Origin of the sequence: Catalinimonas locisalis, from assembly GCF_038039535.1 — a bacterium.
Taxonomy (GTDB): domain Bacteria; phylum Bacteroidota; class Bacteroidia; order Cytophagales; family Cyclobacteriaceae; genus Catalinimonas.
In genome coordinates this window covers 56,490-81,783 of record NZ_JBBPHP010000021.1, presented here as the reverse complement: position 1 = coordinate 81,783, position 25,294 = coordinate 56,490, and the positions used below count along the sequence as shown (strand labels likewise).

The following is a 25,294-nucleotide window of genomic DNA, read 5'->3' as shown; positions in this document are numbered from 1 at the left end:
CGATTTATAACTGGATTGCATGAATCTCCGAACCGTTAAAAATTACTTTAAGACAATTGGATAAAAAGAATTATTATGTATCCTACATTTGTTTTAACTTAAAAATAAAAGGTATGAGTACAATAACAGGGACGTATCATAATGGAAAGCTTAAATTAGATAAACCATTAAAGACTAAGAAGCCTATTAGGGTTACATTAACGTTTGAAGAGGATGATCCCAGTGAATTGAAATTATCAGATTTTTCATTTTTGGAAACGCAAGAATTGCTAAAAGAATGCGATTCATCTTTTTCAGATGATTTGATTGAAGAGCGGCGGCGAGACTAATGAGGGTGTTTTTTGATACTTCTTCTCTTTTCAAACTCTATCATAAAGAATCCGGAACCAAAGAGTTGATGGATTTTTTTAAAAATAACTCTATTGAAAAAATTTATCTCGCTGAAATTGCAAGGATTGAGTTTGTATCTACAGTTTGGAAAAAATGCCGTAAAAGAGATATTGACGAAACAATAGCTAAAAAGCTTATCGAGAAATTTATTATCGATGCAATAAGATATAGTTATGTGCCAGATTCAAGTAGTTTAAAAACAATGGCAGGTGAATTGATTGGAAAGTATTGGGAGAACGGATTAAGGACTTTGAATTCGCTTCAACTGGCATCTGGTTTAATGGTTAAAAATGAAATTCAATATTACTTTACATCAGATGCTATATTGAAAGAGTTGTCAGAGGCTGAAGGATTAAAGACAAGATAATAGGTGTTAATAACGAAAAATGATAACATTATGGTTTGTACCTAATCTTTAGCCATTTAGTCATTCAAATAAGCCTAAAAAGTTTCTGGTATTGGCTTTTACAGAGTATTCCTCCTCCACTTTCTTCCTTCCTGCTGTTCCCATCCTCCTACGCAGTTCCTGATCATTTAGTAGTTTGGATAAGCCATCGTACCACTCCTGATCAGAAGAACAGAGATAACCGTTTACCCCCTGTGCTACAATTTTAGCATTTACGCCTACCGGAGAAACCAGCGCGGGTATCCCCAAAGATAAATACTGTAAGGCTTTGAAGCCACATTTCCCTTTGGCCCAGGCATCATCAGGCAGAGGCATGATACCGATATGAAGCTGTAGCAGGTCCTCCACCTCGCTGACTTCTTTCCAGGGGATAAAATGCAGGTTTTCCAACTTCATCTCAGGTGGTCGGTCAGAGATGACTACAAAACGAAAATCGTATTTCCTGGCTAAATTTTGTAACACTCCCTCTATAGGATAGAGGTATTTCATGGTAGAATGTGAGCCGGTCCACCCGATCGTAATTGGTATGTCTGCCTGATTTTTTAGTTGTTTGTGATAATGCTCAGTGTCAATGGTGGTTGGGTTAAGTACTACCTGAGCATTATACTGCCTGGCAAAGCTACGGAGGTAATCATTTCCACAGCTTATTTTGTAGCTCCACCTGCAGATGCTGGCTACTTTTTGCTGCCACTTAAGCAGCACCATAAACTGGTTTACCCCTGAACTGTCAGGGAGCCAGATTGCATCATCAAAATCGTAGATGATCTTTTTCTTCAATACTTTGGCAATGATCCATTCTATGAAGGGAGGTCCCAGCGGTGTAGCTTCACGATGGATAAACACATAATCTGCTCTACTCAGGCTGGGCAGGAGCAAAAACCTTCGTAGAAAGCCTTTGAATACGCCCAGCAATTTCTTAATGGCATGACCCGGCTGATAAAGAATTCGCTTGGTTTTTTTATCCAGAAATCCTTCTACACGATAGCGGTAGCCTTTTTGCGTAAGTATATCCAGGTACTGTTCAAAACGAAAACGCTGACTGGGCGCTTCTCCCTGAGGGTAAGGACATAAAAAAACAATCTGCTGAGGCTTACTACGATCCATAGGCGCAAATTTATCAATTACATCATGATAGCTTCAATCACAGTCTACATTTTATCAACCTTATTTAATGGTTGGTCCAAAGCATAGAATCGCGTAATTTGCGCTTTATGTTAGCCGAATTTATCAGCTTTATCAGAGAGTACTACCTAAGGCCGGAAGGTGAAATCCCTTTGCACGAAGCTTCTGTAGGTGAGCAGGATTATCTGCAACTGAAAGCTTGTCTGGATTCGGGCATCGTGTCTACCGTAGGTCGTCTGGTAGAGGAATTTGAGCAGAAAATAGCCAGGACAGTCAATACGGAATACGCAGTGGCTACCAATACCGGAACAGCCGCCCTGCATCTGGCATTGGTTTGTTCAGGCGTACAGGCCAATGATCTGGTCATTACCCAGCCCTTTAGTTTTGTAGCGTCCTGCAATGCTATCCGTTACTGTGGAGCCGACCCTCTCTTTGTAGATATTGACCGGCAAACATTAGGCTTATCCGCTGATGCCCTGGCTGCTTTTCTGCAGCAGGAAACAGAAGTAAGAGAAGATGGAAAATCTTATCATAAAGCCAGCGGCAGAAGGATCAGTCTCTGCCTGCCGGTCTGTACTTTTGGTCATCCGCCCGAGTTGGACACAATACAGTCCCTTTGCAACAAATATAATATTGCTTTGATCGTAGACGCTGCTGAAGCCCTGGGTAGCAACTACCAGCGAAAGCCCGCTGCCTGCTGGGGAGATATGGCGGTGCTGAGCTTTAACGGAAATAAGATAGTAACCAGTGGAGGGGGGGGGATGCTCCTTACGAAGCACAAAGAAATAGCAGAAAAAGCGCATCATCTGTCAGTACAGGCCCGGCGACAGCAGGACAGGGGGCTTAGCTACGATGCTGTGGGCTATAACTACCGCATGCCTAATCTCAATGCTGCTTTGGGACTGGCACAGATGGAAAGTCTGGAAGAAAAAATAAATAAGTTACATCAGCTGGCAGAGGCCTATCATACTTTCTTCACTGCCTACGGTCTGCAAGTAGTAAAAGAATGTGTGGAGACGAAGTCTAACTACTGGTTAAACGCAGTAGCTTTTGCCAAACCTTCAGAACGTGACGCTTTTGTGCAAAATACCAATGCGAATGGCATACTGACACGCCCTGCCTGGACGCTGATGAACCACCTGCCTATGTACCAGAATTGCATCAGCACCGCCTTACCTAATGCCGAATGGGCAGCGCAACACCTGGTACTTTTGCCGAGTTTTACAAAATAAGTGGAAGCGTGTGTTTACTTTTGCAGATATGCTTTTGTTGTTAAAAGGAAAGTTATGATACCAGGTTTTCTCTGATTATATTCATTCTAAAAGAAATATAGGCATGATAGAATCAACCTATTTGAAAAATGATACTTCTTATCTTTCTGTGGATGCATTCCTGAAGTTACAGGAAGAAAGTGAACAAAGTTACGAGTATGACAAAGGACAATTAGTACCGGTAACGTCTATGAAAAATACCGGGCGATATCTGGTGAGTAACCTGCAAAGGAAGTGGCAAAATACTAAAGCTTATAAAGAAGGTGCTGAGTTAATTCCTGAAACAGACTGCTGGTTATCAGAAGATCAGATGCGGAGACCAGATCTTGCTTACTTTACTCATGCCCAGATAGAGGAATCAGCCAAAGGTGAGCACCCTATTCCTGCTTTTGTGATAGAGATCATTTCAAAAAACGATGAAATCAATCAGGTAGAGCTAAAAACTAAAGAGTATCTGGAAGCCGGAGTGAAGTTGGTTTGGCACGTTTTTCCTGCTCTGAAAATGGTAAGGATATTCAAAAATATTAGAACGTCGCACAGTTTTTTTGAAGACGATATCCTGGATGCTTCACCCGTTTTACCAGCTTTTAAAATTAAAGTCGGGGACATTTTTAAATTATAGTTTATATGAGGCAGGAAATTCTGCTTATCGGTGGAGGCGGGCATTGTAAGTCGGTTATTGATGTGATTGAACAGGAAGGTAGCTACACCATCAAAGGCATAATAGATGTAGCTGAGAAGGTAGGACAACAGGTATCGGGTTATAACATTATCGGTACTGAAGAGGAACTGCCGGAATTGCTCAAAAGCATACCCTATGCAATGGTCACTGTAGGACAGGTGAGAGACTCAGCGCTACGGATAAAACTTTTTGAACGCATCAAAGCTGCCGGAGGGCAATTACCAGTGATTGTCTCCCCCCATGCCTATGTATCACCAAAAGCGCAAATAGGGGAAGGAAGCGTGGTCATGCATGCTGCCTGTGTCAATGCCGGGGCAAAAGTGGGGCTAAATGCCATTATCAACAGCCAGGCGCTGATAGAGCATGATGCGGTAGTGGGTAACCATTGCCATATCTCTACCGCTGCGGTCATCAACGGTGACTGCCAGGTGGGTGATGAGATTCTGGTAGGCAGCCGGGCCGCACTGCGACAGGGCGTGAAAATAGCCGATCATGTCCTCATCGGGATGGGCAGTATTGTACTGCAAGACATCAACCAGCCGGGTATTTATGCCGGTGTGCCTGCCCAAAAGCTGTTCTAGCTTAGCGATTATCCTGTCTTTTCTCTGCGCCTGATTGTAAGCTAAATCTGCACTTCTAAAGTTTTCTTAAAATTTTTTGCATCAACACCCTCTTTTCTGCGGATTACATATTTTTTTCTTTTCTGCCAGATTTATACCTAAATATTTACACTCAAATTATGAAAAATAAAATCGTGTAGGTACACGTTGTGTATAACGATTCATCACTTTATACGGTAAGTGTTTTTGTGGTTTTAGAAAAATTTACTGCAAAATATGCTTAAGTGTTTATGTTTTATTTAAGTGTGTTAGGAGACATATGTTGATGGTATATACTCAAGCCCCTGCATAAATTTGGGCATGTTTAAAAAGTTAATAAAAATTATAAAAACTATGTTAGATTTCTTTCTGACGGACAATCATCTGACGGAAGACCCCAATGATTGTCGGGCTATTACCCAGCACAAAAAAACGATTACCATGGATCAGCTCATTAAGCTGATCATGTTGCGCAGCGCCGGACTCACCGAGTCTGAGATTTCATCAGTACTGAAGGAATACTTTGTAGCCATAGAGTATTTTCTGGAAGATGGCAACCGTATCACTACGCCTTACTTCAACATTACCCCTACGGTATGTGGCGTATTTGCCGACAAGAAGGCGGTTTTTGAAAAAGGTAAGCACCGGATCAAGATTAATGTGACAGCGGGGGTGCAGTTGAAAAAGGTAGCCAATAATATTGGGGCCGAGAAAATCCGGGGCAACAAAAATGTACCTTATGTGGACGATGTTTATGATCATGCCAGCGACAGTACGGATGATATCCTTACGCCCGGCAAGCCGATACGCATCACCGGAGAGTTCCTGAAGCTGGACCCTCAGGATACTGCCCAGGGCGTGTTCTTCGTCAACATGGCCGACCAGACTGAGAGCCGGGCTGATATGTATATGGAAAGCCGCAACAAGCAGATTTCCTTGACAGTACCCGATGCCCTGGCCAGTGGTAACTATACCCTAAAGATCAGAGCCCATATGGGCAGTGAGATCAGGGTAGGGGAGTTTACCAGCCCGCTTACAGTAAGCTGATCATTAGCTTTTTCCTCAGTAGCAAGCCTGTTCCATTTGGGACAGGCTTTTTTGTGTTTGCTCATTTCAGATAGCCTGGCATTTACTTTCCCCCATCACATTTTTCATAAGCCACTTAGCTACTTATCATGCCGAACGGTTAGGAAGTAAAGCTCATTAATAAAAAAAGTGCCAACTCTATCTTGTCTTCCTGTCGGACGGCCGATGCCGAGGGATCTTTTTGGTATGGAATGGATGGCTTTGATATAATGAAAAATTATGTAATGAGTAGGGTTTGGATAATTTAGTTTAGGCCACAACGCCTTGTGGAACCAGCACCTTATCCGAAATTAATTTGAAGGGATAGTCAAGCCCTCTAGACCGGAATTGCCTACTAATAACATAAAACAGCTATAAGAAAGTCATTCTCCATTTCAAGAATAAAAAGTTCCTTCCAGGATGACAGGAGGGGTGGTGAAAATGTCTAGTACTTTGTCAATGAATCTCGTTTATTGCCCGTTCTGGATGATATGCGTTATGGAGCAGCCGCTGTGGAGCAGCCCCTGCGGAGCAGTAGCCCCACCAGGGTCGGTGTCCATGAATGGGTGTCTAACAAACCTTTATTTTTTGCAATAAGCATTACTACTCTGGCTGACTCTCCACTGTTTTTAGTTTTGAAACTTATGTAATTAGTATTTCCTCCCTGCTTACTCCCCGGTTTGTGTCTCACAAAACGGAATTTCAACCGCAAAGTAACCTGAGGGAACACTTGACCGTGGGAAACTGAGAGCAATATTAATTTTCAATGCAGGGCGCTACCCACAGCCCACTATCAGAAAATGTACCCTAGTATGGCATTAGTATTCCCTCCCTGCTGAAAAAGATAGTGCAGTGAAAGTTGTTTTTACTGCGCCATAGAAAAAGCTATTTGCTGTACCAGTAATTTTATTTTTCTGCCCCAAAAAAATCCTTTTTCTGCACCACAGAAGTAATTTTTTTGCCCCAGAAAAAGTGTTTTACTGCCTCAGGAAAGCTCCTTTATTGCACCAATAATTGGCACTGGTTGCTTTGCTTTGAGCGTTTATTCCACTGCCTCAGCGTTCTCTGCGAGCGACCGCTGCCGGTGACGCTGAGGGGGAAAAGAAGTATATAAACGCTAAAAGGTACATCCGCCTTGAAGAAATATCTTTCATTTACTTTTTTTCTTACAAGCTTTTCCTTCTAATTTAGCGCGCTAGTATTCAGGCTTCTAAAGTAAACAAGGTGTATGTGAGCCTCCCTTTTAGAAATGAACATAGTGCTTGTGATTACCCGCAGGCTACTTGATGATTCGCTTTTTCTGCTTAATTTGCAGCGTAAAAAATTGATTTAGAGCTTTATGCACAATGTAAAGCGTATTGTATACACTCCCGAGTCTGGCTTGCGGCGACCGGGAGAACTGATCCGTGATTTCGTAGAAAGCCTGCCGCAGGCCCATGCTTTGGGCTATCGCCTTTTTCTGCGGAACCTGAAAGGTATGTACCGCCAATCTCTGCTGGGCATGTTCTGGTCGGTCATTCCTCCCCTGATTACTTCGCTTATCTGGATATTGCTCAATGGGCAGCGGGTGGTGAACATTGACGTACCGGGTGTTTCTTATCCGCTCTTTGTGATCATTGGTACCATCCTATGGCAAAGCTTTGCCGAAGGCGTAAACGGGCCGATCAAAGGGGTAACGATGGGAAAATCCATGCTGGCCAAGATCAACTTTCCCCGTGAATCCCTTATCCTCTCCGGTATTTATGAGGTGATATTTAATACTTTGATCAAGATTGGGCTACTGGTATTGGTATTTATCGCTTTTCAGCAGATGCCCTCCTGGAGCACACTCTTTGGGCTGCTGGGCTTTGCTTCTCTTATTTTGCTGGGGAGTACCATAGGACTACTGCTGACACCTATGGCTATGCTCTATAGTGACGTACAAAGAGGAATAGCGGTAGTATTACAGTTTGCCATTTATCTGACGCCAGTAATCTATCCTGAACCCAAGAGTGGCTTTGTGGCGGATCTCATGAAATTTAATCCGGTAGCACCAATCCTAACGACCACCCGTAACCTGATGATAGGCGCACCTACACCGGGACTGGAGTCTTTTTTCTGGGTAAGTGGAGGAGCGTTGGTACTTTTTCTACTTGGAATATTTGTTTACCGACTTACTATGCCCATCATCATTGAACGTATCGGGAGTTAATTATGGAAAAGATGAAGGAAAGTAAAGCCCTGCAGAAGCTGGAAGTACAGGAAACGCATACACCAACTGCCACTAAGGAGGATGGTGAGGTTTTGGTAAGGGTAGAGAACCTTTCCAAAAAGTTTTGCCGTGATCTTAAGCGTTCACTTTGGTATGGGGTGCAGGATATGGTAGGAGAAGTAGTGGGTAGGAGTAAGAAAGATACGCTTCGTAAAGATGAATTCTGGGCAGTAAAAGATGTGAACTTTGAGCTGCGTAGGGGCGAATGCCTGGGGCTGATCGGCCATAATGGTGCCGGTAAAAGTACTTTACTGAAGATGCTCAACGGTCTCATCAAACCTGACCAGGGACGCATAGAAATGAACGGTAGGGTAGGGGCGCTTATTGAATTAGGAGCAGGCTTTAATCCGGTACTTACTGGAAGAGAGAATGTCTTTATCAATGGGCAGATACTGGGCTTTAGCAAAAAGGAAATAGACGAGAAGTACGAGGCTATTGTAGATTTTGCCGAACTGCAGGACTTTATGGAAACGCCTGTGCAAAGCTATAGTTCCGGTATGAAAGTGCGCCTGGGCTTTGCCGTAGCAGCCCAGATGGAACCGGATATCCTGATCATTGATGAGGTATTGGCAGTGGGGGATGCTAGTTTTCGCATGAAGTGTCTTAATAAGATTAGTGTTTTGCTATCCAAAGCTGCTGTTATCTTTGTTTCTCATAGCATGACACAGGTGGGCAGGATCACAAATCATTTACTCATGCTGGCAAAAGGAAAGGTAATGTATGACAGTGATGATGTGAGAACCGGGGTTAATGAGTTCCTGGCCGCTCAGGTAAATAGCAGTAAAAGTAGCTCTGGGGAATTTAACAATGATGAGCTTGGACAAATAGAAATAAGGCGTTTGGCTTTCTTAAATGATGAAGGAAAAGAAGTAGATACCCTTATCTGGAATCAGGCATATGCTATTCATTTTGTACTGAATAGCTCTTATGCCATGGAGGATTGTTTACTGACTTTCATTTTTGACAATGGTGAGATGCAGCCCATTGCTAGCTGTTATAAAAAACTAGACCTGAAAATAGGTGAAAATAGTATCCATTTAGACCTGGGAAATGTATCCCTTGCTTCTTCACGTTATTCTATCAGGTTTATTCTTAGAAAAAATCTCAATGATCTAATGCTTAGAAGAAAAGAATATCCGAATTTTTTTGTGGTTAAGGGGGTGAAAAATATAGATCAGGCTTATACTCAAATTCAAGTTTTGAATGATTAATTAAGCTATAAATTTATGATTTTTTTTAGCACTATAATGACTTGTTAAAGAGTAATTGAAAGTGAAAAAGCTGCTCTCTTATTTTTATCAAAGAATGTTTCAAATCAAACAGAGGTTGACAGGTAGGCCTGCTTACCAGAGTAAATTATTGATTAAGAAAATTCAAGGTAATTCTAAAATTAGAAATTCTAAATCTCTTGCAGATCAAATCCTTAAACAGTTAAATGAGCTAATAGTAGAGTATGAACAATTTACTTTTTACATAAATCATGATGGGCCAGCCTTGTACCACATTCTTAATTCCATTGATAAAGTGGAAAAACTTGTTATTTCAGTATATGAGCAAACAAAAGGAACAAAAGTACCAAGCGTTTTTTTTGATGTAGGAGCTAATCTGGGACTTTTTAGTGTTTTCGTAAAACACTACTTTCCTGAATCTACGGTATATATTTTTGAGGCTGATCCACAATTAATACCGTTCATTGAAAAAAATACCCAGGGGCTTCAAGGTATCCATATTCATAATCTGGCAGTTTCTAATCTACACAGTGAGAAACTTAAATTCTATAGAAACAGGAATAGTTTTCAAACTAATTCTCTTTTAAAAGAGGCAGTTCAGCCTTTTACTAAAGGACAGGAATTAGAAGTGTTTGATGTAGCGTCCTGTTCAATGGATAGCTTTGTATCAGAAATGAACATACCTAAAGTAGATGTAATAAAGCTAGATATACAGGGAGCAGAATTTGTTGCGCTGCAAGGGGGTGAAAATACACTCAAAGCTTGTAGCTTTTTACTGTTAGAAGTTTGTTTCCTGATGCCCCAGGCAATTGAGAGTTTAAAGTTTGCTCATAATTTTTTTCCAAATCAGAAACCAATTAATGATGTTCTAATGGGAGTAGATATTATGATGTATAGAAATTAACTAACATTTAAAGGACATGTCTAAATTTTCTGAACTTCAATTAATAATAAATTTTCCGTTTCAGGATAACCTTAAAGTCCTAGTGGATGTAGGTGCTCATCAAGGGGGCTTTTCAAAAAAATTTGCTCAACTAAATTGGAAAGTCATTTCTTTTGAACCTGAAAACTCAAATCATGAAGCATTTAAAAAAAATCTTTACGGATTTGAGAATGTTCAACTGATTAACAAGGCAGTATCGGATCAAGATAATTTGAAGGTCCCCTTTTTCGTAAGTAACAAGCATTATGGTATCCATTCTCTTAAGCCTTTTCACGATACACATAAAGCTGCTTATGAAGTTGAAACAATTACTTTGAACACTGCTTTAGAAAGCTTGGAAGTTGACAAGATAAGCCTACTTAAAGTTGATACAGAAGGAGCAGATTTTCTTGCTTTGAAGGGATTTAATTTTAATAAGTATAAGCCAGAATTAATTATGGTGGAGTTTATGGATAATCGTTCAATTAAAAATTTTGGTTATTCTCATCATGATATGGTTTTGTATATGAAGGATTTTGGCTATAAGAGTTTTGTGTCAGAATGGGCTCCAATTAAAGAATATGGAATACAGGGTGTTAACAGCGAGCCACATACTTGGCTACAATGTAAAGAGTACCCCCTAAACCATGACCCTTCATGGGGCAATCTAATTTTCATACCTAATGAGAGGTCAAAGGATTTTTATTATACTTATAACAACTATTTAAATACTCTCAAAAGTGGGCAATCATCTGCGTTGAGGACTTTTTTAAAGAAGATTCCGGGGGTAAAGTGGTTTTATAACTCTTTTTTAAGATAACTGAGGTATGTTTAAAGCTTCCATCATCATTCGTTCTTTTAATGAGGAAGAGCATATTGCCAAATTACTGAGTGGTATCCTGGCGCAGGATTATCAGAATTATGAGATTATCCTGGTAGATTCTGGCTCAACGGACGCTACTGTCAGTATTGCTTCCCATTATCCGGTGAAGATTATTGCTATACGCCCGGAAGAATTTTCCTTTGGTTACGCTCTTAATAAAGGTTGTGATGAGGCTAGTGGGGAAGTGTTAGTTTTTGCCAGTGCGCATGTCTATCCGGTATATACCGACTGGCTGAGAAAATTAGTAGATCCTTTTAACAATGATGATGTTGGCTTAGTGTATGGAAAACAGCGGGGTAATGAGCAAAGCCAATATTCAGAGCATCAGGTATTTGCCAAATGGTTTCCTGAAGTTTCAGATCAAGATCAACTGCATCCTTTCTGCAACAATGCTAATGCAGCAATAAGAAGGTCATTATGGCAGGTAATACCCTATGATGAATCGCTAACCGGCCTTGAGGATCTGGACTGGGCCAGAAAAGTGAAAGCAATAGGGTATAAAATAGTGTACTCTGCCAAAGCAGAAATTATCCATGTGCATCAGGAAACTCCTAAGAAGATACTTAACCGGTATAGACGAGAGGCAATGGCCATGAAGCAGATCATCAAGGAAAGTAGCTTTACTTTTTTTGACTTCATTAATTTTTCACTAAGCAGCATATTTCATGATATGCTACACGCCTTACATGATAGAGTATTTATAAAGGAAGTTAGAAATATTCTGATGTTTCGGTTTATGCAGTACTATGGAACCTATAGGGGGCATAAAGAAAGTAAGATACTAAATAATGAACTACGTCAGCGTTTTTACTACCCTAAAAGCTTTAACTTGAGACGTAACGATAATAATGGTTTAGAAAATACAACTACAAACTTGATAGATTACAGTCAACTGTTGTCTTCTAAAAAAGAAACTTTGTATGAGTAAAAAAGTAGCTGCGATTGTGCCAATGAGGCACAATAGTGAAAGAGTGCTGGGAAAAAACTACCGATTGTTTGCTGGAAAGCCACTTTACCATCATGTGATGCATGCACTCATTGCGGTACCAGGCATTCATGAGATTATTATTGATACTGATAGTCCAAACATTATGGAAGATGCTGCGAAGCACTTTCCTCAGGTAAGGCTTTTGGAGAGGCCCGAACATCTGAGAGATGGAGGCATCCCTATGAATGATGTATTGCTTAATATTATCTCTCAGGTCGAAAGTGATTTTTACCTACAGACGCATAGTACCAATCCCTTGTTGAGCAGCAGGTCTATTGACAAGGCAGTTCAATTTTTACTGGAAAACTATCCCATTTATGATTCTCTATTCGGTGTAACACGTTTACAGACCAGACTTTGGGATAGTTTAGCCAGGCCGGTCAATCATAATGCGGCTATTCTTCTCAGGACACAAGATTTGCCTCCTATTTATGAGGAGAATTCCTGTATCTATATCTTTACGGAAGAAACGCTCAGGCAGCGGCATAATCGTATTGGAGAAAGGCCCTGTCTGTTTGAGATTTCCAAACATGAAGCTCATGATATTGATATTGAAACTGACTTTTTAGTAGCGGAAACACTATATAAAGCACAGCAAAAAAATGCGTAAAGTACTGATAACAGCCCCCTATCTGAAAAATGAAATTCATAAGTTTGAGGAAGAACTTAGAGAGAAAGGGATTGATTTTTTTGTATATCCGGTTAAGGAGCGTGTAGAAGAAGATGAGTTGTTGAAAATCATAGAGCAGTATGAAGGAATAGTATGTGGGGACGACAGGATAACTGCTAAAGTAATTGATCAGGCTAAAAACCTTAAAGTGATCGTTAAATGGGGTACAGGTATAGATTCAATCAATAAAGTTTATGCTGAGGAACATGGAATACCAGTAAGGAATACGCTTAATGCGTTTACTGAGCCAGTTTCGGACTCTGTGCTGGCAATCATGCTGGCCTTTTCCAGAAAGCTTTTTGAATCTGACAGGATTATGAAATCAGGTCAGTGGGAAAAGGCCTTTGGGCTTTGTCTGAGTGAGGTGAGCTTAGGAATTATTGGATTAGGAAATATCGGTAAGGCAGTAGCCCGGAAGATCAGAACATTTGGTACAAAAGTATATGCAAACGATATTATTGATATCCCTAAAAGTATTGTGGATGAATTAAATGTGGAGATCGTTCCATTAGAGGTTTTACTGGAAAAGTCTGATTTTGTCAATACCTGTTGTACCCTCAATGAGACTAGCCATCATTTGATCAATTCGGATACCCTGAGTAAAATGAAATCTACGGCTTACCTTATCAACGTTGCCAGAGGTCCGATTGTAAATGAGCCTGATTTGATAAAAGCACTGGAGGAAAAAAGAATTGCCGGGGCTGGTCTTGATGTATTTGAGCATGAGCCTCTGCCTATTAACTCCCCACTCAGGAGTATGGATAACTGTATATTATCCTCTCATAACGTGAATGCCAGTCCTAAGTACTGGAATAAAGTACATAGAAACACACTGGATATGTTATACGAAGGTTTAGGAATCAAATGAAGAAAGTAGTAGTCGTAACAGGATGTAATGGCGGCATTGGAAGTGCAAGCTGTACTAAGTTTAAATCTGAGGGCTGGATAGTTATAGGGATTGATGTTCGTAAAGTAGAGAATCAGGCCGGATTAGATAGATTTATTCAGGCAGATATTGTGGATGTTGACCAGATCAATACTTTAGCTCAATCTATACAGAAACAGGAAGGTAGAGTAGATGCAATTGTAAATAATGCTGCACTTCAGGTTTGCAAGCCGTTCCAGGAGATGAAAGTGGAAGAGTGGGATCAGGTGATTAATGTTAATATGCGTGCCCCTTTCTTTTTAGTAAGCGCTTTGTATGACCTGCTAAAGGAAAATAAAGGAGCTGTTGTCAATGTAAGCTCAGTACATGCGATAGCTACTTCTAAAAATATATTGGCTTATGCAGCTAGTAAAGGAGGATTAACAACATTAACGCGTTCTCTTGCGGTAGAATGTGCAGATGATGGCGTGAGAGTCAATGCAGTATTACCAGGAGCAGTTGACACGACTATGTTGAGAGATGGACTAAAAAGAGGGCATGTAAAAGGAAGTTCTGAAGATTCCCTGGTGAGGGCTTTAGGCTTAAAGCACCTGATAGGTAGAGTAGGGCAACCAGAAGAAATAGCTGAGGCCATATATTATTTAGCTGATAGTAGCAAATCCTCCTTTATTACTGGTCAATGTATTACCATTGATGGAGGGGCCACGATTAAATTAAGTACTGAATAAATAAGATAGCACAGGATATGAAATTATTTTCTCCAAAAAAAGAATGGTATGTACTTAAAGATGCTATTCAAAACTACAGGGAAAATCGTTATAAGCCTTTGGATTATTATATCTGGAAAAATCAATACGCAGAACGATTAAAAAGATTCAAGGATATTCACAAAGGAGAAGATTGTTTCATTATTGGCAATGGACCTTCTTTAAATAAGATAGATATAGAGACGCTTAACGATTTTTACACCTTTGGCTTAAATAAGATATACCTAATCAATAAAAAGAAAAGTTTACATATTGACTATCTAGTATCTATAAACCCATATGTAATTGAGCAAGGTATAGAGAAATTTAAACAGATGGATGCTACTATCTTTTTATCATTTTTATCTGTGCTTAAGAAAAATTTAGAGTTTACAAAAAGTATAAATTATGTTTATGTCAAACCAGGTAATATTCAATTTTCTAGGAATATCAAAGATTACATAGGACCAGGATATACGGTTACTTTTACAGCTATGCAATTAGCTTATTATATGGGTTTTTCTAGGGTCTTTTTAGTGGGGGTTGACCATAATTTTTTTCAATCAGGCAAGCCGAATGAAAAACAAGTATTGTCTGGTGATGACCCTAACCATTTTGATCCTAATTATTTCAAAGGCCAAGAATGGCAATTAGCTGATTTAGATGGAAGTGAAGCTGGTTATATGCTTGCAAAGTATTATTTCAATCAGGATCAGAAGCAAATCATTGATGCTACTCATGAGGGTAAATTGACTATTTTTCCAAAAATTACTTTTAGCGAAGCCCTAAGAATAGCTAAAAAGAAATGAAGATTGCTCATATTATTAACCCTGTCAAAGTTACTTCATCATCAGATCTGCATGTAGCCCAACCTATTACCTTTGAAAGTATGCGGGTGGCTAAAGAAGTTGCAGAGAAGCAAAACTCAGATTTGCAAATCAGTCTTTTAAGCACGCAGTACGCTGAAGATCATGAGATTATTCCGGATTACTTTCATAAAACTTCAGACCTGAAGCGTTCAGTTTTGGATTTTGGGTCTTTTCGTAAGTCTAGAAAGCTACCGCTGCTTAAAGATATTTTGGATAAACTGATAGAAGCACCTCTAGCGACAGATTACTATATTTATACCAATGTGGATATTGCTTTGATACCCCACTTTTATTTAAGCATAAAAAAATATATTGAGGGGGGGTATGATGCTTTTGTAATCAACCGCAGGACAATCACTGATCGGTATACTACAATTAATGATTTACCCTTGATGTATGCTGAAATTGGTGAGCAACATCCGGGTTATGACTGTTTTGTATTTCCTGCACATATATACAATAAGTTCGTGTTACATCGTATCATCATCGGAGCCGCTAAAGTTGGTCTGGGGCTTTATCTCAATATGAGAGTGTTTAGCAATAATTTTAAGGAGTTCAGCGATCAACACCTCACATTTCATTTAGGAAATGATAAAGTATGGAAGGATAGTATTCTGGATGATTATAAGGAGTATAATTCTGTAGAATTTGAGAAGATCAGAAAGCAATTGACAGAAATTACTACAAAAACTGATGCGTATATTAAGGAAGCTTTTCCGGTACTTAGGGCTTAATTTTCTGGGCCATGTTAGTGATGAAAGCGAAAAGTCTGAGAAAAGTATACTTCCCCCGCTTACCTACAAAAATGACATTATTAAATCCATTCACCATGTAGATAATGCCTCTTTAGAAACTTTTTTTGCCACTTACCCCCCTGTCTTTATACTAAATACAGGCAGGAGTGGTTCTCAGTTTCTTCAAAATGTTTTTCAATTGTCATCCCATTGTGCAGCTTATCACGAAGCTTTTCCGAACTTGATGTATTTGAGTAATTTTGCATATCAAAATGCATCAAATCATGAACTTCTCAAATCCATTTTTTTGAGTGCCAGATTGGAAATGATGCTGGAAGCATGTGTGAAACAGAAAGTTTTTATAGAGACAAATCATTGTTTGACTTTTTACGCCTACCAAATAGCTGATCTTATGAAGGGTGCTAAATTCGTGCACATAACCCGGCATCCTGCTACCTTTGTCAGAAGTGGAATCATGAAGGGATGGCATAAAAATGATACTATATGGGAAATGGGAAGGGTCAAACTAAATGATGCAGAAAGGTGGGAAAAGATGAGTCAAATAGAACGACTATCCTGGACCTGGAATGCTACGCATCATTTTATAGAGGATTTTAAAAAGACAATTTCTGTAGAGAGAGTACTTAGCTTAAAAATAGAAGATTTGGTAAAAGATACAGATAAGGTAAACCAGTTGTTACAGTTTACAGGAGGAGATATCGTTGATGAAGCAACTGTCAAAAAAATACAATCAGAAAAGGTCAATCAGGTAAAAAAGGATGACGATCCATCAAACCTGTATAAGCTAACGCAATATCCACATTTTAATGAGTGGAATGATATAGATAAAGCGGAATTGAGAACACACACTTTAGCGTTGGCAAATTCTTACGGATATCAACTGAGCTAATGAATATATCTGTATTTATCACATCTTATAATCAAAAAGAGGTACTCCAAGAGGCGATTGAAAGTGTTTTAGCGCAAACTTATCGTCCTCATGAGATTATTATCGTTGATGATTTTTCTTCAGATGGATCACAAGAGTTAATAAATTCGTACAGACATAATTATCCTGATATCATCAAGCCCTTTTTCCATGAAACGAACTTAGGTGTCACCCAAACCAGAATTGATGCTTTACAAAATGTTACTGGCGATTATGTGACTTACTTAGATGGTGATGATTTGTTTTTACCAGAAAAACTAGAGAAAGAGGCAAAGCTTATTGAAAAGGGTGATTTTCATATTGCGTTTTCAAATAATTACTATTTTAAAAGAGAAAAAGAGTTATTATGGATTTGGGCATATAATAAATCCGATATACCCAATCCTGGGAATATGTATTTTGAAGTGATTGCAAGAAAATTTCCCAGAGACAGTCTTTTTCGTATGGAACTTGTCAACTATAATTTATGGAAAAGAGCAGGTTTTCATGATCTGAATATGAAGATTTATGAAGATTATGAAATGAGGATTAGACTTTCAAAACTTGCCAAAATTAATTATACCTTGGAGCCGCTGTCTATGATCAGGACAGATACACATAGTTTATCCAGAAGCCACTCACAGTTACATCTGGAGAGCTTTCAATACATTTATCATAAATATAAAGAAGATTTTGAGGGTTTAAGTAAGGAGCAGAAAGTGTATGTTGAGGAAAGGTTTCAATCTTTTTTTCAGAAATGGGAGGTGAAGAAAAATGTTAGGAATCCATCTCATTTTAAGCTTAAATTTAAAGTAAAAGAGAAGTTAATAAGTCTAATTCAAAAAATATAATTTCTCCTTAATGGTTGCTTTTAGTAATCAATCGGGCGTTAAAACATATCTGGATGAATGTTGATCTATTTATTTTAAAAAGAAAAAACTACCTCTAGATTTAGAAGTAAAAAAATGGTTATTTATAATCCAAAACAGCCTTTATTTTCAATACACGTCCCTAAAACTGGGGGCACGAGTCTTCGTCAGCTATTAAAGTCGTGGTATGGGCAAAATTTGTATTTACACTACTTTGATGAAAAACAAGGGAAATTACCCGAAAACCACCATAGGAAGCTGAGAAGATATAGGCTTCCATTTTATAAAAAACCTGAAATTTGTATACATGGTCATTTTAATAATCAAAGGAATATTGGAGTAATTGATTATTACCCTTTGGCTAAACAATGTATTGCAATACTCAGAGACACTTTAGAAATAGCGCTTTCTAATTATTTTTATAGGAAAAAAAGACTTAGGGAAAGAGAAGATTTTAGAAATGGAATTCCAAATGAAATGGAAGTACTATCTGTTGATAAATACTTAGAAGATAATATCTCTTTAATCCCATTTTTTATGCCTTTAAAAGTTGATAGAAATAACTATCAAAAAGTGATAGATAGCTATTTTGTACATATTGGTATAATGGAGAAGCTTCAGGAATCCATAGATATTATAGCAGCTAAACTTGGGAAAAACTCACTAAAAATTTCTCATGAAAATGTATCAAGAAGAGAGAATTGGCCATCTAATGCAGCTATCAGAAAGTTTAAGAATAATAATGGTTTAGCATATAAAATCTATGATTATGTAATCAAATTAAATGAATAGTTTATTGGATAGTAGTCAACTCGTTTTTATTGTTTCTCAACCCAGATCAGGTTCTACCCTTCTGCAAGCAATACTCTCCAATCACCCTAAAGTAGACACTACCAGCGAACATTGGATATTACTAAGATTTGCATCATTGCTCAAACCTGGGCTTTTAAGAGCTGATTTTGATATGCATACATGTGCTGATGCTTTTGAAGATTTTTTAGGAAAGTATGATGCAGTTAAAGAGTTTGAAAATGATACTAAGCGCTTATTGTTAAAATACTACGAGAAGGTGCAAAAGAATACAGGCAATTTAGTCATTGATAAAACACCTCGCTACTATGAAATCTTACCCGAACTCTTAAAGCTTTTTCCCAAGGCAAAGATTATTCTTCTTGTAAGAAATCCGCTAGCAAGTTGGGCATCAATGATGAAAACTTGGCAGCGATATGATCTTTATAATTTATGTAAGCATCATAGAAGAGACATTTTACAAGCTCCTTTATTAATTCAAGAGTTTTATCAAAATCATACGGATGACAAGCGAGTGAAAAAAATTACTTTCGAGGAATTGTTAGCCTCATCTGAGAAAATTGTCAAAGAGCTATGTGATTGGTTAGAAATAAAATATAGTGCAGAGATGTTAAATTACGGTAATAATGTAAAGTTTAGAGGTAAGTATGGTGATCCGATAGGGGTAAATAAATACACCAGCTTGCAATCTCACAAATTGGATCAACTTAAATGCGACAAACATCCTGCTGTTTCATATAAGGAGTTACTTAATGGATATGCTCATTTTTTAGGTAAATCTTTTCTTAACGAATATGGAAATTACAAAGTTAGAGAAGCTAAGAAAAGCTTAAAATTTACATACTTCAAATTTTATTGTGATCACTTTAATCTTTTTGAAAGATACAATTTTACAAGCTTATTAAGAGTTTTGCTGAGGTATTCTTCATTAAAAATTTTTACAAAACTATTTAATTAATCTTGAAAGTTTCTGTTCTGACTCCTTCTTACAATTCAGGGAAATATATTGAAAGGGCTATTCAAAGTGTACTTAAGCAAGATTATAAAAACTGGGAACATATTATCGTAGATGGTCAAAGTAAGGATAATACCTTAAACATATTAAACAAATATCCTCACTTGAAATGGATATCAGAAACTGATCAGGGGCAATCGGATGCTATGAATAAGGCATTCAGCATGAGTTCAGGGGATATTATTGTGTACCTGAATGCGGACGATGAGCTAAAAGAAAATGTATTTATAACTGTGCTAAAAGAGTTTGAAGATCCTCAGGTAGATTTTGTGCTTGGTAAACTAGAGAAAGTAAATCAATGGGGAGAAAGTAAAGTTATAACTCCTAGTACTGATATATTTAGAATATTATTGTATTGGCCTTGTGCATTTCCTCTTAACCCGGTAAGCTATTATTATAGGCGACATGTACAACAGAATATTGGTGACTTTCCGATTGATAATCACTTGACCATGGATTATTGGTTTTTACTTAGAGCTTATCATAGATACCATATACATAAAGTAGATAAAATTTTAGGCTTATTTTATACTACAGTAAGTAATAAGTCATCTGATGCACAAAAGGCAAAACAATCACTTAAGCAGACGAGAAATCAATTTTTGATCGAGCAAAAAAACTTCCGTTATTTTCTTTTTTTAACTAAGCATAAGCTCTTTAAGGCTTTATCAAGTATAGTAATTTAGCGGATATATCTTTCTATGAAACGTATTCTTTTTATCGTACATGAGGCTAGTAGAACTGGAGCTCCTTTACTTTTACTATATTTCATTAAATGGTTAAGATCTGAGTATAATCATTTTATTATAGACGTTTTGGTAATAAGAAGAGGGGCGCTTGAGGAGGAATTTGCCCGCTATTCTGACCATTATTATGTGTCAAATCAATTATTTGGTAATAAGGTACAGAAAGCTAGCTTGCGCCTATTTAATAAGATATATGGTGGTTCCAGCGATCATATATTTAGATATCTGAAAGGCAATTTAGCTACAAGGAATTATGATTTGTTATATTGTAACTCGGTGCTTACCCTAGAAGTAGGTACTTTTATTAAAAAAAGATGCAAGGCATCTCTACTTTGTCATGTCCATGAACTGGATACAGTTATAAGGAGGTATGTCCCAAATTTCATGTCTTTACAAGAGGACACAGATAAATTTATTGCTGTATCTTCCGCAGTATCAAAAATGCTGGTAAACAAAGGAGTTGAGCAAGAGAGAATCCATCTGATATATGAATATATAGAAAAGATAACTATTCCTGCTCAATCAAATAGTTCTACTTCAAATATTTTTAATGTTGGTAGTGCTGGCACAGTCCATTGGAGGAAAGGTTATGACATTTTTATTCAAGTAGCAAAAGAAGTACTTAAATCAACAGATAAAATAAAGTTTACGTGGGTAGGAGCAATGAATGATGAACATAGAGCAATAGTTGAAGAAGACCTCCGTAAATTAGAAATTTCACAACATGTGTTTTTCTTAGGGGAGAAGCAGTTTCCTATTGCTGACTTTCAAAGCTTTGATGTGTTTTTTCTTTCTTCCAGAGAAGATCCTTTTCCTTTGGTCTGTATCGAAAGTGGAATGCTTGGGAAACCCATTATTTGTTTTGATAAGGCAGGCGGTATACCTGAACTTATTGAAAATGGGGGAGGAAAAACGGTTTCTTATCTAGATATTAATGAAGCTGCCCAAACAATCCTGTATTATTTTAATAACCCTTCAGATTTGTTAGCAGATGGTCAGATAATAAAGGAGAAGGTGAAGGAATTAGTTGTTGATGAAGCTGCACCCAAAATTTTAAGTGTAATTAAATCACTAATATGAACCCTTTGGTATCTGTTATACTGCCAAATTACAACCATAGACGATATCTCCCTAAAAGAATTGAGTCAATCTTTGACCAAACGTTTAGAGATTTTGAGTTAATAATTTTAGATGATTGCTCAACTGACCAAAGTCAGGAGTTTATCAAAGAGTATGCACAAAGAGATGCCAGAGTTAAGACTTACTTTAATAAAAAAAACAGTGGAAGTACTTTTAGACAGTGGAATAAAGGCGTGGAGCTGGCAAAAGGTAAGTTTATTTGGATTGCAGAAAGTGATGATTGGGCAGACATAACTTTTCTGGAAAAATTAATTAAATCAATCAATAAAGGTGAAAATATCGGTATTGCCTATTCTCAATCTTATGAAATAAATGAAAGTGACGAAGTAATTGCTTCAAGGATAGAATGGACAAATGATCTAAGTAATCATAAAAAATGGGTTGAAGATTATTGGAATTTAGGGGTAAACGAAATTAATGAAAACTTATGCCTGAAAAATACTATTCCCAATGTAAGCGCAGCTCTTATCAGGCGTGATGCATATATCTCAGTTGGGGAGGCTGATAATAGTATGAAATATGCAGGAGATTGGGAGTTATATATAAAAATATTAATGCAATTTAATATTGCATTTGTTTCAGAGCCTCTAAATTACAATAGGAGACACGATCAATCACAAAGAGTCAAGAATACTTATACAAAATTAGCGGTTAAAGAAATATTAATGATTCTGGACAAAATTGAGCCTATTCTTAAAGAAAGTAATAAACGAGAAGCATATAAACTGCTATCTAAAAGGTGGGCAAGCTCACTATATCATGATGCGAGTACTTATACTATTAAGGAAATGTGGGCTTTTAGTAAGGCACTTCGTTTATCCTTGGGAAAAGAGAGAAATAATCTATTTCCTCTTATGATCAGGAGAATACTGTTTTTTGATAAACTCCTTAATTATTTAAAACCTTCAAGTGTATAATTGTGATGCTAATATGCAAGCAAAAGAATGTATAGCCATAGTATCTCCAACTTATAATACCTATTCTGAAACATTCATCAATAATCATATAAACTTTCTTCCGGGTAAAAAAATACCTGTTTATTCATTTGGTCATGATGCTCATTTTGGAAATAAAACTACTCTGCTCAGAATGAATAAGTTTGCTCGTTTATTCAGATTTCTGGAAAGACGTATCAAAGGTATTAGCTTAATGGATCAGGAGATCAGATCTTTATTTAAGATACTCAGAAAAGAGAGAGTAAGCTGTGTTTTGGCTGAGTATGGGGTTACTGGAGCAAAATTAGTACAAGCCTGTAAATACTATCAAATACCTTTGGTAGTTCATTTCCACGGATATGATGCTTCAAAGCGAGACATATTAGAATTATATGAAAACAAATACAGGGTAATGTTTGAGTTTTCAAAGGCTATAATTGCTGTTTCTTCTGATATGAAAAAAAAGTTAATTGCGTTTGGTGCCTTGGAAGATAAAGTAAAGTGTATTCCGTATGGCATTGATCTTTCAGAATTTGGAAAAAAAAGGAAATCTCAAACCACTTGTAATTTCCTTGCAGTTGGAAGGTTTGTAGAAAAGAAAGCACCCTATCTTACAATTTTAGCATTTTCAGAAGTAGCAAAGAGGGTAGCCAAAGCTAAATTATTTATGGTTGGAGATGGACCTTTATTGCCAATATGCAAACAATTAGTTAGGTCTCTTGATATCTCAAATAAAGTAGAATTTAAAGGTATATTAACTAATCAAAAAGTTGCTGAATTAATGGAGCAAACATTTTGCTTTGTACAACATTCTGTAACTGCGGAAAATGGGGATGCGGAAGGGACTCCATTAGCCATACTAGAGGCTAGTGCATCAAACTTGCCAATTGTAAGTACAAAACATGCCGGAATAAAAGATGCAGTCAAACATGGAGAGACTGGCTTTTTGGTTGATGAGGGAGATATACAAGATATGGCAAAGTATATGATTCATTTGGCAGAAAATATAGAGCTAGCTGAGACTTTTGGTATAGCAGGAAGAAAGTGGATGGAACAAAACTACGATATCAAAAAGAGAATTAATGAATTATGGGAAGTGATCAAATAATGCAACCCAAAATTTCAGTGATCACCCCTTTGTACAATAGGAAAACTTTAGTTGAGGATACTATTAAGTCTATACTCCGTCAAAGCTATGAAAATTGGGAGCATATTTTTGTGGACGATGGTTCAACTGATGGAAGTCAGAATGTTATTCAGTCCTATTCCCAAAAAGACAATAGGATTAAGTTGTTTTATCGGGACCGCGAACTTAAAGGGGCACCTACCTGCCGAAATATTGGAATAGAAAAAAGTACTGGTAAGTATATAATATTTCTGGATTCTGACGATATTTTAGCTTCTTTTTGCCTACAGCAACGTGTTGAGGTCATTCAAAAATATTCCTTATTTGATTTTTGGGTATTTCCAGGACTGGTCTTCAAAGAGGCTCCTGGAGATACTTCTTTACTGATCAATTATTTTGATGAGGAAGAAGATGATATAATGCGATTTATTGATCAAAACACACCCTGGCTCATTTTTAATCCTATCTGGCGTAAAACATCATTAGTAGAGAAAAACTTAAGATGGAATGAGGATCTTCCTGCATTTCAGGATTATGACTTTCATCTTAACGCATTACTTAAAAATTTCACCTATAAGAAATTGAATGTACAACCGGATTGCTTTTGGCGAAGACATTCGGGCGAATCTATCAGTAGAGGCAAAAACGCTCTAGACAGAATATTAGGATTAGAGCAGAGCTGCTATCATTTAATTGATAATCTACAAAAAAAAGGAAGCTTTAAGCAGGTGTATCAACGTAGTCTGGCAAGCTCTTATTTCAATATCAGTAGTACTTTGTTAACATTAGGTGAAAGAGAGCAGGCAGATAGGGTTTGGCAAAAAGCATTAGACTTATCTTTAGTTAATCAGCAGAGGTATAGTGAAGGTAAATATTATAGTAAATTACAATCTCTGCCATGGGTAAAGGGAAATGTTTTCTTAGAAAAAGTAATCAAAAAACTGTTTTACCTGTATTGGGGGAAGCAATTTTTTAATAAAAACTATGGAGGGTTTGTCCGTACTCATTTTTCCGGAGAGATTAAGCTTTAGCATATGAATATAATCCAGAGGTACCAAAAAGCTAAAGTGATATTCATTGCTTATCATTTTTACCCCAAAGGAGGGTCTACAGTTTCGGCAAATCATTATCATCAGTATTGGACGGGAAGGGGAGAGGTTGTGGAAAAAATATCCAAAGATTCACGCTTTGGCTTTATTCGCATTTTGATCGCCTTTTTCTTTGGGAAAAAAGTGATCATGAACGGTCTTTATTGCTTCTACTTTTGGGACTTAATTCTCTTTACCTGCTTCAGAAAGGATACAGTAATTTATCTACAGGAAGCGGAAGATGCTATCAAACATTTTCAGGCGAATGCACCCTATAAATATAAGATTGTAAAAAAACTACTCAGAAGAAACAGGGTCGCCTGTATATCTGCACTTCAGGAAAACTATCTTAAACAACACCTAGGCGCTGAAAGAACCCAATTAGTCTACAATACTTTACCCTTCATCAAACAAATTACCCCTGATTCATCATTTGTAAAGATATTGATGGCTGGTTACTTAATGTCCCGTAAGGGCGTTAGCTTTTACTCTGAACTTGCAGATTATGCTAAGAAAAAAAATGAAGCATGGAAGTTTTATTGGCTGGGGAATGGAAATCCAAAGGGACTTTACCTATCTGAAAATGTAGAATGGCTTGGTTATCAAAGCAATCCCCATTTCTACTTTGATAAAATCGATGTCTTTTTCTTATCCTCTATTGACGAACCTTTAGGCTTAGTATGTGCCGAAGCACTTATGCATCATAAAAAGTGTGTAGTATACAAAAATTCAGGTTTTGCTGAACTGATTGAGAATATTGAAGGATGTGCCATTTACGATCAATATAAGATAGAAGATGCTTATCAGGCTTTACAAAAAGCAATACATCAACCTTTAGATACAGAAAAAACAGATGCTGTTTTGAACTCAAAATTATCTGTTGAGAAGTTTTCTGAGAATTTTGATCAGTGGTTATTGCTATAG

General features: G+C 37.5%; 27 protein-coding genes. 26 read left to right on the top strand and 1 reads right to left on the bottom strand.

The window, feature by feature from the left end; translation table 11 throughout:
* Window positions 1-113: 113 nt before the first annotated feature.
* Together WJR50_RS21400 and WJR50_RS21395 are read left to right on the top strand one after the other, a co-directional pair.
* On the top strand, window positions 114-329 hold the full coding sequence (locus WJR50_RS21400) for a hypothetical protein (protein WP_341295365.1): 216 nt from the start codon (window positions 114-116) through the stop codon (window positions 327-329).
* A 68-nt stretch (window positions 330-397) separates the two neighbouring features.
* Window positions 398-757 (top strand): type II toxin-antitoxin system VapC family toxin, encoded by a 360-nt coding sequence (locus WJR50_RS21395; protein ID WP_341295364.1) that lies wholly within the window; start codon window positions 398-400, stop codon window positions 755-757.
* Between the two features lie 60 nt (window positions 758-817).
* Here the strand turns inward: WJR50_RS21395 and WJR50_RS21390 are convergent, their stop codons facing one another.
* Window positions 818-1,900, bottom strand: a complete 1,083-nt coding sequence (locus WJR50_RS21390) for a glycosyltransferase family 4 protein (RefSeq protein WP_341295363.1) — start codon at window positions 1,898-1,900, stop codon at window positions 818-820.
* 107 nt (window positions 1,901-2,007) lie between these two features.
* On the opposite strand from WJR50_RS21390, the gene WJR50_RS21385 reads away from it, so the two are divergent.
* The 24 genes from WJR50_RS21385 to WJR50_RS21270 all read left to right on the top strand — a co-directional run bounded on the left by WJR50_RS21385 (window position 2,008) and on the right by WJR50_RS21270 (window position 25,294).
* Window positions 2,008-3,150 (top strand): LegC family aminotransferase, encoded by a 1,143-nt coding sequence (locus WJR50_RS21385; protein WP_341295362.1) that lies wholly within the window; start codon window positions 2,008-2,010, stop codon window positions 3,148-3,150.
* A gap of 103 nt (window positions 3,151-3,253) precedes the next feature.
* Window positions 3,254-3,811 (top strand): Uma2 family endonuclease, encoded by a 558-nt coding sequence (locus tag WJR50_RS21380; RefSeq protein WP_341295361.1) that lies wholly within the window; start codon window positions 3,254-3,256, stop codon window positions 3,809-3,811.
* A 5-nt stretch (window positions 3,812-3,816) separates the two neighbouring features.
* Window positions 3,817-4,452 carry an acetyltransferase gene (locus WJR50_RS21375; RefSeq protein WP_341295360.1) on the top strand — a complete coding sequence of 212 codons (636 nt, stop codon included), beginning with the start codon at window positions 3,817-3,819 and terminating at the stop codon, window positions 4,450-4,452.
* 372 nt (window positions 4,453-4,824) lie between these two features.
* On the top strand, window positions 4,825-5,517 hold the full coding sequence (locus WJR50_RS21370; protein WP_341295359.1) for a DNA-binding domain-containing protein: 693 nt from the start codon (window positions 4,825-4,827) through the stop codon (window positions 5,515-5,517).
* A 1,357-nt stretch (window positions 5,518-6,874) separates the two neighbouring features.
* Complete coding sequence (locus tag WJR50_RS21365; RefSeq protein ID WP_341295358.1) at window positions 6,875-7,726, top strand: ABC transporter permease; 852 nt, start codon at window positions 6,875-6,877, stop codon at window positions 7,724-7,726.
* Window positions 7,727-7,737: 11 nt separating this feature from the next.
* On the top strand, window positions 7,738-8,997 hold the full coding sequence (locus WJR50_RS21360) for an ABC transporter ATP-binding protein (RefSeq protein ID WP_341295357.1): 1,260 nt from the start codon (window positions 7,738-7,740) through the stop codon (window positions 8,995-8,997).
* Window positions 8,998-9,058: 61 nt separating this feature from the next.
* On the top strand, window positions 9,059-9,919 hold the full coding sequence (locus WJR50_RS21355; RefSeq protein WP_341295356.1) for an FkbM family methyltransferase: 861 nt from the start codon (window positions 9,059-9,061) through the stop codon (window positions 9,917-9,919).
* Window positions 9,920-9,935: 16 nt separating this feature from the next.
* Window positions 9,936-10,757, top strand: coding sequence for an FkbM family methyltransferase (locus tag WJR50_RS21350; protein ID WP_341295355.1), 822 nt, complete (start codon window positions 9,936-9,938; stop codon window positions 10,755-10,757).
* A gap of 7 nt (window positions 10,758-10,764) precedes the next feature.
* A complete protein-coding gene (locus WJR50_RS21345) occupies window positions 10,765-11,748 on the top strand; it encodes a glycosyltransferase family 2 protein (protein WP_341295354.1) in 984 nt (327 codons plus the stop codon).
* Entirely contained in the window at window positions 11,741-12,418 is a 678-nt protein-coding gene (locus WJR50_RS21340; RefSeq protein WP_341295353.1) for an acylneuraminate cytidylyltransferase family protein, read from the top strand. Before WJR50_RS21345 ends, WJR50_RS21340 begins: the two co-directional genes overlap by 8 nt.
* Window positions 12,411-13,346, top strand: coding sequence for a phosphoglycerate dehydrogenase (locus WJR50_RS21335; protein WP_341295352.1), 936 nt, complete (start codon window positions 12,411-12,413; stop codon window positions 13,344-13,346). Before WJR50_RS21340 ends, WJR50_RS21335 begins: the two co-directional genes overlap by 8 nt.
* Window positions 13,343-14,092 (top strand): SDR family NAD(P)-dependent oxidoreductase, encoded by a 750-nt coding sequence (locus tag WJR50_RS21330; protein WP_341295351.1) that lies wholly within the window; start codon window positions 13,343-13,345, stop codon window positions 14,090-14,092. The genes WJR50_RS21335 and WJR50_RS21330 overlap by 4 nt, the downstream gene beginning before the upstream one ends.
* Before the next feature lie 17 nt (window positions 14,093-14,109).
* The gene (locus WJR50_RS21325; RefSeq protein WP_341295350.1) at window positions 14,110-14,919 is read left to right on the top strand and encodes a 6-hydroxymethylpterin diphosphokinase MptE-like protein; all 810 of its coding nucleotides are present in this window, start codon (window positions 14,110-14,112) and stop codon (window positions 14,917-14,919) included.
* Window positions 14,916-15,713 (top strand): hypothetical protein, encoded by a 798-nt coding sequence (locus tag WJR50_RS21320; protein ID WP_341295349.1) that lies wholly within the window; start codon window positions 14,916-14,918, stop codon window positions 15,711-15,713. Before WJR50_RS21325 ends, WJR50_RS21320 begins: the two co-directional genes overlap by 4 nt.
* A complete protein-coding gene (locus tag WJR50_RS21315; RefSeq protein ID WP_341295348.1) occupies window positions 15,673-16,623 on the top strand; it encodes a sulfotransferase in 951 nt (316 codons plus the stop codon). Before WJR50_RS21320 ends, WJR50_RS21315 begins: the two co-directional genes overlap by 41 nt.
* On the top strand, window positions 16,623-17,492 hold the full coding sequence (locus WJR50_RS21310; RefSeq protein ID WP_341295347.1) for a glycosyltransferase family 2 protein: 870 nt from the start codon (window positions 16,623-16,625) through the stop codon (window positions 17,490-17,492). The genes WJR50_RS21315 and WJR50_RS21310 overlap by 1 nt, the downstream gene beginning before the upstream one ends.
* Before the next feature lie 114 nt (window positions 17,493-17,606).
* Window positions 17,607-18,302 (top strand): hypothetical protein, encoded by a 696-nt coding sequence (locus WJR50_RS21305; protein WP_341295346.1) that lies wholly within the window; start codon window positions 17,607-17,609, stop codon window positions 18,300-18,302.
* On the top strand, window positions 18,295-19,278 hold the full coding sequence (locus WJR50_RS21300) for a sulfotransferase family protein (RefSeq protein WP_341295345.1): 984 nt from the start codon (window positions 18,295-18,297) through the stop codon (window positions 19,276-19,278). The genes WJR50_RS21305 and WJR50_RS21300 overlap by 8 nt, the downstream gene beginning before the upstream one ends.
* 2 nt (window positions 19,279-19,280) lie before the next feature.
* Window positions 19,281-20,021 carry a glycosyltransferase family 2 protein gene (locus WJR50_RS21295; protein WP_341295344.1) on the top strand — a complete coding sequence of 247 codons (741 nt, stop codon included), beginning with the start codon at window positions 19,281-19,283 and terminating at the stop codon, window positions 20,019-20,021.
* A gap of 15 nt (window positions 20,022-20,036) precedes the next feature.
* A complete protein-coding gene (locus WJR50_RS21290) occupies window positions 20,037-21,161 on the top strand; it encodes a glycosyltransferase (RefSeq protein ID WP_341295343.1) in 1,125 nt (374 codons plus the stop codon).
* On the top strand, window positions 21,158-22,138 hold the full coding sequence (locus WJR50_RS21285) for a glycosyltransferase family 2 protein (RefSeq protein WP_341295342.1): 981 nt from the start codon (window positions 21,158-21,160) through the stop codon (window positions 22,136-22,138). Before WJR50_RS21290 ends, WJR50_RS21285 begins: the two co-directional genes overlap by 4 nt.
* A 13-nt stretch (window positions 22,139-22,151) precedes the next feature.
* Window positions 22,152-23,264 carry a glycosyltransferase gene (locus tag WJR50_RS21280; RefSeq protein WP_341295341.1) on the top strand — a complete coding sequence of 371 codons (1,113 nt, stop codon included), beginning with the start codon at window positions 22,152-22,154 and terminating at the stop codon, window positions 23,262-23,264.
* On the top strand, window positions 23,264-24,313 hold the full coding sequence (locus WJR50_RS21275) for a glycosyltransferase family 2 protein (protein ID WP_341295340.1): 1,050 nt from the start codon (window positions 23,264-23,266) through the stop codon (window positions 24,311-24,313). The genes WJR50_RS21280 and WJR50_RS21275 overlap by 1 nt, the downstream gene beginning before the upstream one ends.
* A gap of 3 nt (window positions 24,314-24,316) precedes the next feature.
* Window positions 24,317-25,294 (top strand): glycosyltransferase family 4 protein, encoded by a 978-nt coding sequence (locus WJR50_RS21270; protein WP_341295339.1) that lies wholly within the window; start codon window positions 24,317-24,319, stop codon window positions 25,292-25,294.